We start from the raw sequence: 13,339 nt of genomic DNA on the forward strand, positions 1-13,339 counted from the left end.
TGTCCACGAGTGCGCTCCCGAGCACCATGGCGCGGGGGTCTGACATGCGCGCCCACGACACGATCCGTCTTCCTTTCGCGTCCTCGACGCCCAGCATCGCGCGCACGAAGCTGGCCGGGTTCCTCACGATCAACCGCGCGGCGCCCGGAGTCATCGACAACGCCCTCATCGTCGTGAGCGAGATGATCGCCAACGCGGTCAGCCACGGCGTGCCCACGGCGGACGGCACCATCGAGATCTCCTGGACCATCACCGACGACCTGCTCGAGATCAGCGTCCACGACGCCGGCCAGGGCGGCTCGCTCAAGCCCATCGACTTCGACGAGGACTCCCTCAGCGGTCGTGGGCTCTCGATCATCAACCGGGTCGCCGACCGCTGGTGGGTCGACATGTCGCAGGGCACCCGGGTGAACGCCGAGCTGGCGCTCGGCCAGTACCGCTGACCCTCAGGTCTGAGGCAGCGCCGACCCGTTCCTGACGGCGGCCTCGACGAGGTCGGCCGCCGCTGATCGTCCGTCCGCCTCCCGGATCGCCGCACCCAGGCGCGCAGCCGCAGCTCGGTGCGGACCGTCGGCCAGCAGCTCGGCGATGACCGGGCGCAGGGTGTCGACGCTCGCGGACTTCTTGAGCACGCGGCCGGCGCCGGCCTTCTGCACGGCCTTGCCCACCATCGGCTGGTCGAGCAGCGGGTGCATCGGGATGACGAGGACGGGCAAGTCGTGCGCCAGGGCTCGCATCGTCGTCGCGTGCCCACCGTGACCCACCACCATCTCGACGTGCGGCATCAGCTCGTCGTGCGGCACGAAGCGGTGGAGCTCGGTGTTCGCCGCGGGACGCAGCTCGGCGGGGTCGACGACCGGGCCGGTGGTGACGATGACGCGGGTGTCGAGGTCGGCGGTCGCGTCGATGACGCGCTGGAGTACACGGGCCATGCCGGAGTAGCGGTAGGTGCTGAGGCTGACGAGGATGCCGCGGGCGTCGGTCGCTCGCGGCGCGGGCGCGTCGAGCACCGGGCCGACGAACCGCAGGTTCTCCGGGTGCCGCCCCGCGGCGGACGGGTCGAGCTCCGCGGGCGCGGCGACGATCGACACCGCCGCCTCGTCGATGCGGCGCGACGGCCGCAGCCCCTTGAGGCGCATCGCGAGACCGAGCGGGCCGCGCAGCCAGCCCTTCCGCAGGTACGCGTCGAAGAAGTGCTCGAGCACCGCGTACTTCAGGCCTGTGCGGGCGACGCTGTCGGCGACGCCGGCGAGGAGGCAGTCGACGACCACGAGGTCGGCCGCGTGACGCTGGGCGGAGTCGACGACGTCAGCTCCCATCGCGCGGTCGCCGAACATGCCGATCAGGCGCGGGACGGAGTTCTCGTCGACGGCGGAGAACGGGCGGGCGGTGGCGTACGGCTCGAAGGCGAGGCCGGCCGCCTCGACGTCGACCTGCTGACGCGGGTGGCCGAGCACGACGACCGTGTGGCCTCTCCGCTGCAGCTCGGCGGCGATGAGCAGGGCGGGCGGGACGTTGCCGCCCCCGTCCCAGGTGGCGACGAGGATGGTGGCCATGGTCAGGCCCCTTTCCGGGTGGTGGCGGCCAGCACGGCGGCCACGAGGGTGCCCATCTGCTGCTCGGTGCGGGCCCGGCTGAGGGCGCGGTCGCGTCGGAGCAGCTTCCAGGTGTAGACGTCGGTGGCGACGACGAGGAGGTTCGTCGTCAGCTCGGGATCCTCCGCGGCGGCCAGCTGGGGCGCGAACGCCTCCTGCACCCACCCGCGATGCATCTTTTTGCCGCGCTCGGTCCAGTCGGCGACCATCGCGTCGCTCGACTCCTGAGCCAGCATCATCAGCGCGGTGTGGCCGCGCTTCTCGTAGTGGTCGACGACGCTGCGGACGGCGGCGTCGACGTCGTCGGCCTCGGGGAGGTGTCGTTCGGCGGCGATGACCTCGTTCGCGAAGGTGACCGCGTCCTCGAAGAGATCGGAGCGAGAGCCGAACTGCCGGAGCACGGTCTGCACGCTGACGCCTGCCGTGGCGGCCACGGCGTCGAGGCTGATGTCGGAGATCAGCCGGTCCGCCGAGAGCTCCATGCAGGCCTCGAGGATGCGTCGGCGGGTGGCCTGGACGGCTTCGGCCCGGGCTCCCATGGTGTAGGTGCGCTTCTGATTCATGTCAGTGACAGTTGACACCAAATCAATTTTCGTGTCAAGGGGGAGTCACATGAAATCTACTCGCCTAGAGTGGCGCCCCATGGGCAAGAAGTCGCGACGCAAGAAGACCGCCAAGGAGCGCATGCCGTTCGTGGCCCGCACGTTCGAGGGGCTGCCCGGCGAGGCCGACTGGATCGCGCTGCGCGAGTTCGTCCCGGCCGGCACCGCGGACGTGACGCTGAAGGACGGCTCCAGCGTGCGGGTGTGCTCGCTGCTGCCGGGCGCCGGCGCTGGGCTGGTGCGCACGGACGGCCAGGTGTGGCTCGGCCTGCAGGTGCAGCACAACTTCGGTGACATCAGCCGCGACCTCGCCCACGTGCTGGAGCTCGCCGCGGAGACCGAGCCGGGCACCCCGATCACGATGGACGACCCGGGCGTCGGCCCGCGGCTCCAGGATCTCGTCGACCCGGCCTCGTCGTTCGACGTCACGGTGCACGAGGGCTTCGACTTCTGGGTCGAGGGCACTGTCCCCCACTCGCAGAGCTCGCGGGAGGTGCCCCCATCCTCGGGCTCCGACGCGATCGCCCAGGCCAACGAGGGCATCGCGCCGACCACCCGGCTCACGTCGGTGGAGGGCGCCTACTGGACCCGCGTCGGCGACCACCGCTGGCTTCGCTGGGTGCTCCCGCACGACGAGTCGAAGATGCTCGACGCGCTCGCCCGGCTGCAGCAGCGCGGCGACGACCGACTGGGTGAGGGCACGCGGCTGCTCGGCTCGTTCCGCGCCCACGGCCTGCTCGTGCCGGTCTGGGAGATGGATCCCGCGGTCACCGACGGCGCCGAGGCGCTGGAGGAGCCGGCCGTCGCGTTCGGGAAGCGCCTCGAGGAGGCCCTGGCCGACACGTCCGACCTCACGTCGGAGCAGCGCGCCGTCCGCAACAGCCTGGCCCACCGCCAGCTCACCGTCCGCTGAGCCCCGGGTCCACGAGATGTGGCCGTTTGGCCACCCTTTTCGAGCGCCTCCGGCGCAATTTCGGTGCGCAACCGGCCAATTCTCGAGGACCCGGGGTGTCACGATCCGCGGGGGTGCGTCGTCTGCAGGGTGAAGTCCACCTGAGGAGACACGATGACCACCCGCATTCCAGCCGTCGCCCCGCGCGACGCCAGCCTGCTCACCCGCATCGGCTACTGGTTCGCCAAGCGCCGCCTCGGCGAGGTGCCTGAGCCGTTCGCGGTCACCGCCCACCACCCGCGCCTGTTCCGCGCGTCGGCCACGCACGAGCTGATGGTCGAGCGCGCCACGCACGTGCTGCCCAAGGCCGTCTACGAGCTCGCCGTCTACCGCACCGCCTGGACCGTCGGCTGCTCGTGGTGCGTCGACTTCGGCACGATGCTGCAGCGCCTCGACGGCCTCGACGTCGACCGGCTCAAGAACATCGCCGACTTCGAGACGTCGGACGCGTTCAGCGAGGAGGACCGCGAGGTCATCCGCTACGCCGACGCCGTGACGGCCACCCCGACGACCGTCACCGACGAGCAGGTCGCCGCGCTCGTCGAGCGGTACGGGAACGCCGGCGTCGTCGAGCTGACCTACCAGATCTCGCTGGAGAACCAGCGCGCCCGGTTCAACCACTCGCTCGGCATCACCGACCAGGGCTTCGGCTCCGGCGACACCTGCCGCGTCCCGTGGCTCACCGACGCCGCGGAGCCCGCTACAGCCTGACGCCGGTGTGCTTCTCCGGGTTCGCGACGTCGTACGTGGCGAGCACCAGACCATCGCGGACGGTGAAGCCGGCCACCCGGGCGGGGGAGCTCGTCCGGGTGTCGGCGCCCCGCCAGCCCGACGTGTAGAAGCCGAGCTGCCCGTTGACCTGCACGGGCAGCAGCGACTCGAAGGCGGCGTCGCCGTACCGGCGGAGGAGACCGAGGTAGAACCGGGCGAACTTCTCCGGCCCGCGGATGACGTTGACCGCGGTGCCGGTGGTGCCGTTCGCGTCGCCGATGACGTACGCGTCCGGGTGCAGCGTCGCGACGATGGCCTCGATGTCGCCGGTGGCCATCGCCTCGAGGAAGCGGGCGACCGCCTCGTCGTGCTCGCGGTTCGTCACCGGTGGCGGGGCGTCGGCCATCGCGCGCCGGGCTCGTGAGGCGTACTGACGCGCGGCGTCGGGCGCGACGTCGAGGATCTCCGCGATCTCCGGGAACGGGACGTCGAACGCGTCGTGCAGCACGAACGCGACGCGCTGCGGCGGCGTGAGCGTGTCCATCAGCACCATCGCGGCCATCCGGGTGTCGTCGTCCTGCACGACGACGTCGAGCGGGTCGGGCTCGGCCACCACGCCGAGCGGCCGGACCACCGGCTCCGGAAGCCACTGACCGACGTACGTCTCGCGCCGCTTGGCCGCGGAGCCGAGTCGGTCCAGGCACAGCCGGCTCACCACCCGGGTGAGCCAGGCCTGCAGGTTGTCGATGGGGGATGACTGTCCGTCGAGCCGCAGCCAGGCCTCCTGCACGGCGTCCTCGGCGTCGGCGACGCTGCCCGTCATTCGGTACGCGATCCGCAGCAGTCGGGGCCGTTCGACCTGGAAGTCGTCGACGAGCGTCATGGTCAGTCCCGCACGATCGGGCACGACATGCAGCGCGGGCCCCCTCGGCCCGAGCCGAGCTCGGAGCCGCGGATGGCCACGACCTCGATGCCGTGCTCCTCCAAGCGGGCGTTGGTCTGCTCGTTGCGCTCGTACGCGACGGTGAGCCGCGGGCCGATCGCGAGCGTGTTGTTGCCGTCGTCCCACTGCTCGCGCTCGGCGGTGACGGGGTCGAGGCCGGTGTCGATCTGGTGCAGCGTGTCGATGCCCATGGCCTCGGCGGCGGCCGCGAAGAACGACCGTTCGGGCGAGACGACCAGCTCGTCACCGTCCGACGTCACCGAGAACGCGCGCAGGTGGTCGGCGACGTTCGGGTAGATGACGACGGTGTCGACGTCGACCATCGTGACGATCGTGTCGAGGTGCATGGTGGCCCGCTCCTGTGCGATCGGCACCGCCAGCACCGTCTCGGCGAGCCCGGCGGCGAGCACCTGCCGGGCGAACCGCTCGAACCCGGCGGGGGTCGTGCGCTCGCCCACGCCGACGGCGATGACGCCGGGCGCGAGCAGCAGGACGTCGCCGCCCTCGAGGTGCTCCAGGTGCGGGCCGTGCAGCCGCTCGACGCCGGCGAACCGCGGGTGGTGCTCGTAGACGAGGTTCGTCAGCTGCGTCTCCCGCATCCGTGCCGGCATGGCCAGGCTCGTGACAGCCACTCGCTGCACATCAGCCGCCCCCGGCCCGGCACCCCCGCCGGGCGGCAGCCACACCGACGAGTCGCGCGTGAAGAGCAGGTTGGGCAGCGGGTCGACGAGGAAGTCGTCGGGCCGCAACAGGCTGGTGACGATGCTGCGGTGCTTGACCTCGTCGTTGCGGAGCCCGGCGGTGACGACGGTGGCCAGGTCGGCCGGGGCGAGGTCCGCCATGGCGGACGCGAGGTAGGCGCGGAGCCCCTCGCCGAGGTGCAGCGTGGTGGTGGTGCTGTCGATGATCTCCTCGCGCGCGTCGGGATTCTCGAGCGTCTCGGTGAGCAGGTCGACGAGGTAGAGCACCTCGACGTCGTGGGCGCGCAGGGCGTCGGCGAACGCGTCGTGCTCCTCCTGCGCCCGCCCGACCCACGGGATGCCGTCGAACAGCAGCGAGTCGTTGTTGCGCGGTGTCAGCCGGGCCAGCTCCGGACCGGGCCGGTGCAACATCACGGTGCGCAGTCTGCCGACCTCGCTGCAGGCTCCCAGGCTGGTCATCCCGCCACCCTATGCGTCGGTGGGCGGGAGCCGGGAGTCCAGCAGTCGTGCGCCCCACGCCAGCGCCAGCATCAGCGCGGCGACGACGACGCAGGTGAGCAGCACCGTCGGGTAGCCGTGCTCGCCGACGTCGATGAACGGGTACGGGTACCAGTCGACGAACGCGCCCCGGACCAGCGTGTACACCAGCCAACCGACCGGGACGACGAGAAAGGCCGCGACGTCGCGCGGCTCCACCCGTGGCCGCGGACCGTAGGCGAGCCAGCTGACGAGCACGAGGATCGGCACGGCCACGTGGAGCAGCTTGTCGGCGACCAGGTCGGCGCCGTCGAGGTCGAGCAGCGGCCGCAGCGCCACCCAGTGCACGATGCCGCCGCCGACGGCGATGACGAGCGCGTCGAGCCGGAGCGCCCGCCAGACGCGCCCGTCGCGGCCGGGGTCGATCGCCAGCGTCAGCGAGGTGCCGGCGACGAGCATGTTGAACCAGATGGTCAGGTAGCTGAAGAACCGGACGAGACGGACGTCGAGGTCGGGGCGTCCGACCGAGCCCTCCGCCTCGCCGAGGTGCTGGTGCCCCTGCACGACGAGCACGAGCTGCAGCACGAGTGCCCCGAGCGCCACGGCCGCGGTGACGCCGTGGAACAGGCGGGCCGACGTGGCGTCACGACGCATGTCAGGAGCGTATGGCCTGACGCCCGCCGACGCGGGCACCCCCGAGGTCGGCGCGCTTTCCCGCGGCGTAGCCGGACGCACCGCCGCGGCCCGACAACGTTCGTGGGCGTCCACGATGCAGGTGCGGGTACGCCTGATGCATCGCCTCGTCGACTCGCGCCGACCGATCGGATAGCACCAGGGACGTGGACGCTCCACCGTCGTGCTGTGCCTGCGCTGCCTGCTCGGCCCGCCGCTCAGCCTGCAGCAGCCGTGTGCTGACGGCCTGACGGAAGCCGGCCATCCACGAGCGTCGGAACGCGGCCTTGTGCTCGTGGGCCGGCACCGTCACCTGGGCGAGGGCGGTGGCGGACTGGACCAGCAGACTGGTGAAGAGCATCTCGACGCGCGCGAGGTCGGACTCATGACCGAAGACGTGGACCGAGATCTCGCGCCTGCCGTCGGATCCCCAGCTGCCGCGCACGCAGGCGCAGCGGAGTCGAACGGCGATCGTGGCGAGGAGGTCGGCCTTGTCGGCCGCGTAGGGCGGGTCCAGCACGACCCGACGATTGCCGATGGCGGCGCGGTCGCCCTGCTCGTGGGCGAGCATGGCCTGGTCGATGCCGTAGGAGGCGATGAGCTGGGTGGCCTTGGCGGTGAAGAGCTCCGCCTCGGCGGAAGTGATGCCGGGGTCCTCGGCCTTCGCGAGCAGCTTGCGGATCTTGGCGAGCATCGGGTCGGTGGACTTCATGGGCGGCTCCTCGGGTCGGTGGGTCCATCACGCTTCCACCGCGTACCGACAACGTCAGGAACGCACGAGCTCGTACCGGGCGGCGGCGAACTCGCCGTTCTGGGCGAGCTCGACGAGCTTCAGCTCCTGGTGGCGCGGGAACAGTGGTGCGCCGGACCCGAGGAAGACCGGGGCGATGTAGACGATGACCTCGTCGAGCAGCCCGGCGTCGGCCAGCTGACCGGCCAGGTCGCCGCCGCCGACCATCCAGACGTCCTTGCCGCCCGCGGCCTCGACCATCGCGGCGTGATGCTCCGCGATGTCGCCGGAGACGATCCGGACGTCGTCGGTGACCGGCGTCAGGTCGCGGTGGCTGAAGACCCAGGTGGGCAGCTCGTACGGCCAGCTGCCCTTCTCGTGGTCGAGCACCCACTCGTACGTGGTTCGGCCCATGGCCATCGCGCCGATCGTCGCGATGAACTCCTCGTAATTGAGGGCGCCGGCCTGGTCCTGCTCGCGCGACATCAGCCAGTCGAGCGTCGCGTCCGGCTCGTCGGCGATGTACCCGTCGAGGCTGGTGGCGGTGTAGTAGACGGTGCGCGTCATGGGCCCCATCGTCGCACCGTCTCTTCCCCGGAGGCATACCCTCGTGACGTGGACTGGAGCAACTACGACGCGGCCCTGTTCGACCTCGACGGCGTGCTCACGCCGACCGCCGAGGTGCACATGCGCGCCTGGGCGGAGATGTTCACCGAGTTCCTCGAGGGCGAGGACGGCCAGGCGCCGTACACGGACGACGACTACTTCAGGTACGTCGACGGCAAGCCGCGCTACGACGGGGTGCGCTCGTTCCTGGAGTCGCGCGGGATCGAGCTGCCCGAGGGCGACCCGTCCGACGCCCCGACGGAGCGCACCGTGTGCGGTCTCGGCAACCGCAAGGACGCCGCCTTCAAGAAGGTGCTCGAGCGCGACGGCGTCGACCCGTACCCCGGCTCTCGCCGGCTGATCGAGTCGCTCCGCGACCGCGGCGTCTCCATGGCCGTCGTGTCCAGCTCGCGCAACGCGCCCGACGTGCTCGACGCCGCGGGCATCGCCGACTTCTTCCCGGTCGTGGTCAGCGGCGCCGTGGCGGAGGATCGCCATCTCGCCGGCAAGCCCGCGCCCGACACCTTCCTCTTCGCCGCCCAGCAGGTGCAGTCCGAGCCGTCGCGTGCCGTCGTGCTCGAGGACGCGCTGAGCGGGGTCGCTGCCGGCCGCGCCGGTCGCTTCGGCCTCGTCGTGGGCGTCGACCGCGGCGCGGGCGGCGAGGCGCTCACCGAGAACGGCGCCGACACGGTCGTCGGCGACCTGGAGGAGCTGCTGTGAGCGAGAACCCTGAGCGGCTCCCCGGCGCCGCCGGATCGGCGACGCACGGCGAGATGCACGCCGCCGGCCCGTCCGACGAGGCGCCCGCCCAGGAGGACTTCCTCGACCGCAGCCGGTTCCCGCTCGACCCGTGGCGGCTCGTCGAGCAGCGCTTCGGCGCCGACGACCTCGGCACCACCGAGTCGCTGTTCTCGGTGGCCAACGGCTACCTGGGCATGCGCGGCAACGTCGAGGAGGGCCGCGAGTCCTACTCGCACGGCACGTTCATCAACGGCTTCCACGAGACCTGGCCGATCCAGCACGCCGAGGAGGCGTACGGCTTCGCGCGCGTCGGCCAGACGATCGTCAACGTCCCCGACGCCAAGGTCATCCGGCTCTACGTCGACGACGAGCCGCTGCTCCTGCCCGTGGCCGACCTGAACGAGTACGAGCGCGGCCTCGACTTCCGCGACGGCTACCTCTACCGCGACCTGCTCTGGCGCACGCCCGCCGGCAAGCGCGTCCGGGTGCGCACGCGGCGGATGGTCTCCCTCACCCAGCGCCACCTGGCGGTGATGACGTTCGAGGTCACCATGCTCGACGAGGCCGCGCCGGTGGCCGTCTCGTCGCAGATCCTCAACCGGCAGGACGGCGAGGACGAGTACCACGTCGCCGACAAGGCGATGGGCGAAGGCGTCGACCCGCGCAAGGCGTCGCGCGTCCAGCGCCGGGTCCTCGCGCCCATCCACCACTCCGGCGACGCGGACGCGGGCCGGGTCGCCCTCGGGTTCCGCTGCGTGGACAGCGGCATGACGCTCGCCGTCGCGGCCGACCACACGATCGAGACGAAGAACCGGTTCACCACGCACCTGCAGGTCGAGGAGGACCTCGCGAAGCTGGTCTACCGGATCGACGCCCAGCCGGGCGAGACCATCACGCTGACCAAGCTGGTCAGCTATCACACGTCGCGCGGCGTGCCGCCCAAGGAGCTGCTCGACCGGTGCCGTCGCACGCTCGACCGGGCCGCCGCCGATGGGCTCGAGTCCCTGTTCGCGCAGCAGCGCTCCTGGCTCGACGACTTCTGGCAGCGCAGCGACGTCGAGGTCGAGGGCCAGCTGGAGATCCAGCAGGCGATGCGCTGGAACCTCTTCCAGATCGCGCAGGCCGCGGCCCGCGCGGAGGGCAGCGGCATCCCGGCCAAGGGCCTCACCGGCTCCGGCTACGGCGGCCACTACTTCTGGGACACCGAGATCTACGTCCTGCCGTTCCTCACGTACACGCGGCCGTCAGCGGCCCGTGCGGCCATGCGGTTCCGGTACTCGCTCCTCGATGCGGCCCGCCGCCGCGCGCACGAGGTGTCGCAGTCCGGGGCGCTGTTCCCGTGGCGCACGATCAACGGCGAGGAGGCGTCCGCCTATTACGCCGCGGGCACCGCGCAGTACCACATCAACGCCGACATCGCGTACGCGCTGATGCAGTACGTCGCCGCCACCGGCGACCTCGACTTCCTCGTCCGCGAGGGCATCGACGTGCTCGTCGAGACCGCGCGCATGTGGGCCGACCTCGGCTTCCGCCGGGAGGAGGACGACGGCGAGTTCCACATCCACGGAGTCACCGGCCCGGACGAGTACACCACCGTCGTCAACGACAACCTCTTCACCAACGTCATGGCGCGGTTCAACCTCCAGCGCGCCGCCGACGCCGTCCGCGAGCTGCAGCGTCGCGACGGCCCGGAGTACGACGAGCTCGTCGCCCGCCTCGAGCTCCAGATGAGCGAGGTCGAGGAGTGGGAGCGGGCGGCCGCCGGCATGTCGATCCCGTTCGACGAGCACATGGGCGTGCACCCGCAGGACTTCCACTTCCTCGAGCGCGAGGTGTGGGACCTGGAGAACACCCCGCTGGAGAAGCGGCCGCTGCTGCTGCACTACCACCCGCTGGTCATCTACCGGTTCCAGGTGCTCAAGCAGGCCGACGTCGTGCTCGCGCTGTTCCTGCAGGGCGACCTGTTCAGCGACGAGGAGAAGCGGGCCGACTTCGAGTACTACGACCCGATCACCACCGGCGACTCCTCGCTCTCGGCGGTCGTGCAGTCGATCATCGCCGCCGAGGTGGGCTACGACGAGCTCGCGCTGCGCTACTTCCGCGGCGCCCTGTTCGTCGACCTCGCCGACCTGCACCACAACACGTCCGACGGCGTGCACGTCGCGTCCACGGGCGGCGTCTGGAGCGCGCTGGTCTACGGGTTCGGCGGCTTCCGCGACTACAACGGCGAGTTCACGCTCGACCCGCGCCTCCCGGAGGACTGGACGTCGCTGACGTTCCGGCTGACGCTGCAGGGTGCGCGAGTGCGGGCGACGGTGCGGCAGGACGAGCTCGAGCTCGAGATCGAGGACGGCGAGCAGGCCACCCTGGGGGTGCGCGGCGAGAGCGTCACGGTCAAGGCGTCGGAGCCGGTCACGGTGCCGCTGGACGGCCAGGGCCCACGCATCGAGGGCGCTCCGCCGCCGGTCGCCGGCCGCGAGCGGGCCGACGGAACGGTGATTGCCGCGATCGTGCCCGGAGCCTGACCCTCCGACCTACACTCGATGGCGTGCTGATCGTGAAGTACCGCCTGAGCTCGGGGGAGTCCGGCGAGGACGTCGTCGTGGGCGACGACAAGTGGTCGTTCGGCCGCGGCGGGGGTGACGACGTTCCCACCGTGTCCGTCGACGACCGCCGCATCAGCCGCACCGCCCTTGTCATCCGCGACAGCGGTCCCGGGCCCGTCGTCTTCCGCGGTCAGCGGGGCGAGCAGGCCCGTGTCGGCCTGATCTCCAACGACGGCAGCACCGCCTGGCTCGAGGAGGGCACCGCCGGGCACTTCACGAACGAGGCCCGTCGCGTCGAGTTCTACCTGGGTGACGAGAAGGTGCTCACCCTGGAGGTCGACTTCGCCGAGCGCGGGTCGGTCGTCGAGCGGCAGCAGCGACCCGGCGGGGGTGCCGGGCCGCAGGCGGCAGATGTCGCGGCACAATCGGAGGCGTGACCTTCGTCGAGGGCCTGCCCAAGGCCGAGCTGCACGTCCATCACGTCGGATCCGCGTCGATCGAGGCGGTCTCCACGCTCGCGGCACGGCATGAGGGCTCGACCTCGGTGCCGAGCGATCCGGCCGAGCTGGCCCGGTACTTCGAGTTCACCGACTTCGGCCACTTCATCGAGGTCTACCTGTCGGTCGTCGACCTGCTGCGCACGCCCGAGGACATCTGGACGCTGACGCACGAGGTCGCGCGTGACCTGGCCGCGCAGAACGTCCGCTACGCCGAGCTGACGATGACGCCGTACACGTCGATCGTCCGCGGCATCGCCGCCGAGGCGTACTGCGAGGCCATCGAGGACGCCCGCCGCACGGCCGAGTCCGACTTCGACCTGACGCTGCGCTGGTGCTTCGACATCCCCGGTGAGTCGGGCGTCCCGTCGGCCGACGTCACGCTCGACACCGCCCTGCGGCTCAAGCCCGACGGACTCGTGAGCTTCGGCCTCGGTGGCCCGGAGGTCGGCGTCCCGCGGCCGCAGTTCGCACCGCACTTCGAGCAGGCCCGCGCCGCCGGGCTGCACAGCGTCCCGCACGCCGGCGAGTCCACCGGCCCGGAGAGCATCTGGGACTCGGTGCGGCACCTCGGCGCCGAGCGCATCGGCCACGGCATCGCCGCCGCGCAGGACCCCGAGCTGATGGCGCACCTGGCGTCGGAGGGCATCGTGCTGGAGGTCTGCCCGACGTCGAACGTCCGCACCCGCTCGGTGCCGTCGCTCGCGGAGCACCCGCTGCCGACGCTCGTCGCGGCCGGCGTGCCGGTCACCATCAACTCCGACGACCCACCGATGTTCGACACCACGCTCAACGCCGAGTACGAGGTCGCGCGGGAGCTGCTCGGCCTCGACGACGCTGGCGTGGCCGACCTCGCTCGTGCGTCGGTCCGTGCCTCGTTCGCGCCGGTCGACGTGAAGTCGGCGATCCTCGCCGAGATCGACGCCTACGCGGGCTGACCCGGCACGGGCTCGACACCAGCAATGCTCACCAGGAGAACCCGATGACCGTCTTCACGCACATGACGATGTCGCTCGACGGCTTCATCGCCGATCCTGACGACGGCATCGAGGAGCTCTTCGGCTGGTACGGGGCCGGCGACGTCGCGGTGCCGTCGGCGAACGAGGGCGTCTCGCTGTCGGTCGACGAGCGCTCGGCCGAGATGCTCGCGAGCTACATGACCGCGGGCGCACTTGTCTGCGGCCGCCGACTGTTCGACCTCACGGACGGTTGGGGCGATCAGCACCCTGTCGGAGCGCCGGTCGTCGTGGTCACCCACCGTCCGCCCGAGGACGCGGACCGGTGGCCGCGCACGACGTTCGTCGACTCCGTCGAAGCCGCGATCGAGCGGGCCAAGGACGTCGCAGGGGATCGAAACGTCACGATCGCCAGCGCCGACATCGCCGCCCAGGCTCTCGACCTGGGGCTGGTCGACGAGGTGCACGTCAGCCTGGTGCCAGTGCTCATGGGCGAAGGCATCCCGTACTTCGCGAGGCTCGGGGCCGCGCCGCACCGGTTCGAGGACCCGACGGTCGTCGAGGGCAAGCGGGCAACCCACCTGGCGTACCGGGTCCGCCGGGACTGACC

15 protein-coding genes are annotated in these 13,339 nt (G+C 71.3%); 8 read left to right on the forward strand and 7 right to left on the reverse strand.

Annotation, left to right across the window (positions count from 1 at the left end; genetic code table 11):
• The first annotated feature begins 44 nt into the window (after positions 1 to 44).
• On the forward strand, positions 45 to 443 hold the full coding sequence (locus tag FHP06_RS13900; RefSeq protein ID WP_187271944.1) for an ATP-binding protein: 399 nt from the start codon (positions 45 to 47) through the stop codon (positions 441 to 443).
• A gap of 3 nt (positions 444 to 446) precedes the next feature.
• Here FHP06_RS13900 and FHP06_RS13905 read toward each other — a convergent pair whose 3' ends face one another.
• Both FHP06_RS13905 and FHP06_RS13910 read right to left on the reverse strand, forming a co-directional pair.
• Positions 447 to 1,556 (reverse strand): glycosyltransferase, encoded by a 1,110-nt coding sequence (locus tag FHP06_RS13905; protein ID WP_147687398.1) that lies wholly within the window; start codon positions 1,554 to 1,556, stop codon positions 447 to 449.
• Positions 1,557 to 1,558: 2 nt separating this feature from the next.
• The gene (locus FHP06_RS13910; RefSeq protein ID WP_147687399.1) at positions 1,559 to 2,158 is read right to left on the reverse strand and encodes a TetR/AcrR family transcriptional regulator; all 600 of its coding nucleotides are present in this window, start codon (positions 2,156 to 2,158) and stop codon (positions 1,559 to 1,561) included.
• Between the two features lie 79 nt (positions 2,159 to 2,237).
• Between FHP06_RS13910 and FHP06_RS13915 the strand changes: the two genes are divergently transcribed.
• A complete protein-coding gene (locus tag FHP06_RS13915; RefSeq protein WP_147687400.1) occupies positions 2,238 to 3,110 on the forward strand; it encodes a DUF5926 family protein in 873 nt (290 codons plus the stop codon).
• Positions 3,111 to 3,263: 153 nt separating this feature from the next.
• Positions 3,264 to 3,860: a carboxymuconolactone decarboxylase family protein gene (locus tag FHP06_RS13920; RefSeq protein ID WP_147687401.1), complete on the forward strand. Its 597-nt coding sequence runs from the start codon at positions 3,264 to 3,266 to the stop codon at positions 3,858 to 3,860.
• Here FHP06_RS13920 and FHP06_RS13925 read toward each other — a convergent pair.
• From FHP06_RS13925 to FHP06_RS13945, 5 genes are read right to left on the reverse strand one after another with little or no spacing between them, the layout of a single operon-like run.
• Positions 3,850 to 4,767 (reverse strand): sigma-70 family RNA polymerase sigma factor, encoded by a 918-nt coding sequence (locus FHP06_RS13925; RefSeq protein ID WP_230973525.1) that lies wholly within the window; start codon positions 4,765 to 4,767, stop codon positions 3,850 to 3,852. The two genes, FHP06_RS13920 and FHP06_RS13925, sit on opposite strands and share 11 nt — an antisense overlap.
• Positions 4,746 to 5,963 (reverse strand): arginine deiminase, encoded by a 1,218-nt coding sequence (locus FHP06_RS13930; RefSeq protein ID WP_147687402.1) that lies wholly within the window; start codon positions 5,961 to 5,963, stop codon positions 4,746 to 4,748. The genes FHP06_RS13925 and FHP06_RS13930 overlap by 22 nt, the downstream gene beginning before the upstream one ends.
• A 9-nt stretch (positions 5,964 to 5,972) precedes the next feature.
• Positions 5,973 to 6,635, reverse strand: a complete 663-nt coding sequence (locus tag FHP06_RS13935) for a Pr6Pr family membrane protein (RefSeq protein WP_147687403.1) — start codon at positions 6,633 to 6,635, stop codon at positions 5,973 to 5,975.
• Between the two features lies 1 nt (position 6,636).
• Complete coding sequence (locus FHP06_RS13940) at positions 6,637 to 7,365, reverse strand: DUF2786 domain-containing protein (RefSeq protein ID WP_147687404.1); 729 nt, start codon at positions 7,363 to 7,365, stop codon at positions 6,637 to 6,639.
• Between the two features lie 54 nt (positions 7,366 to 7,419).
• Complete coding sequence (locus FHP06_RS13945) at positions 7,420 to 7,950, reverse strand: dihydrofolate reductase family protein (protein WP_147687405.1); 531 nt, start codon at positions 7,948 to 7,950, stop codon at positions 7,420 to 7,422.
• 48 nt (positions 7,951 to 7,998) lie between these two features.
• Between FHP06_RS13945 and FHP06_RS13950 the strand changes: the two genes are divergently transcribed.
• From FHP06_RS13950 to FHP06_RS13970, 5 genes are read left to right on the forward strand one after another with little or no spacing between them, the layout of a single operon-like run.
• On the forward strand, positions 7,999 to 8,709 hold the full coding sequence (locus FHP06_RS13950) for an HAD family hydrolase (RefSeq protein WP_147687406.1): 711 nt from the start codon (positions 7,999 to 8,001) through the stop codon (positions 8,707 to 8,709).
• A 53-nt stretch (positions 8,710 to 8,762) separates the two neighbouring features.
• The gene (locus FHP06_RS13955; protein WP_147687481.1) at positions 8,763 to 11,255 is read left to right on the forward strand and encodes a glycoside hydrolase family 65 protein; all 2,493 of its coding nucleotides are present in this window, start codon (positions 8,763 to 8,765) and stop codon (positions 11,253 to 11,255) included.
• A 23-nt stretch (positions 11,256 to 11,278) separates the two neighbouring features.
• Positions 11,279 to 11,713, forward strand: coding sequence for a hypothetical protein (locus FHP06_RS13960; RefSeq protein WP_147687407.1), 435 nt, complete (start codon positions 11,279 to 11,281; stop codon positions 11,711 to 11,713).
• Positions 11,710 to 12,711, forward strand: coding sequence for an adenosine deaminase (locus tag FHP06_RS13965; RefSeq protein WP_230973526.1), 1,002 nt, complete (start codon positions 11,710 to 11,712; stop codon positions 12,709 to 12,711). Before FHP06_RS13960 ends, FHP06_RS13965 begins: the two co-directional genes overlap by 4 nt.
• A gap of 44 nt (positions 12,712 to 12,755) precedes the next feature.
• Positions 12,756 to 13,337, forward strand: coding sequence for a dihydrofolate reductase family protein (locus tag FHP06_RS13970; RefSeq protein ID WP_147687409.1), 582 nt, complete (start codon positions 12,756 to 12,758; stop codon positions 13,335 to 13,337).
• Positions 13,338 to 13,339: the final 2 nt, after the last annotated feature.

The organism is Aeromicrobium terrae (assembly GCF_008039565.1).
Classification (GTDB): domain Bacteria; phylum Actinomycetota; class Actinomycetes; order Propionibacteriales; family Nocardioidaceae; genus Aeromicrobium; species Aeromicrobium terrae.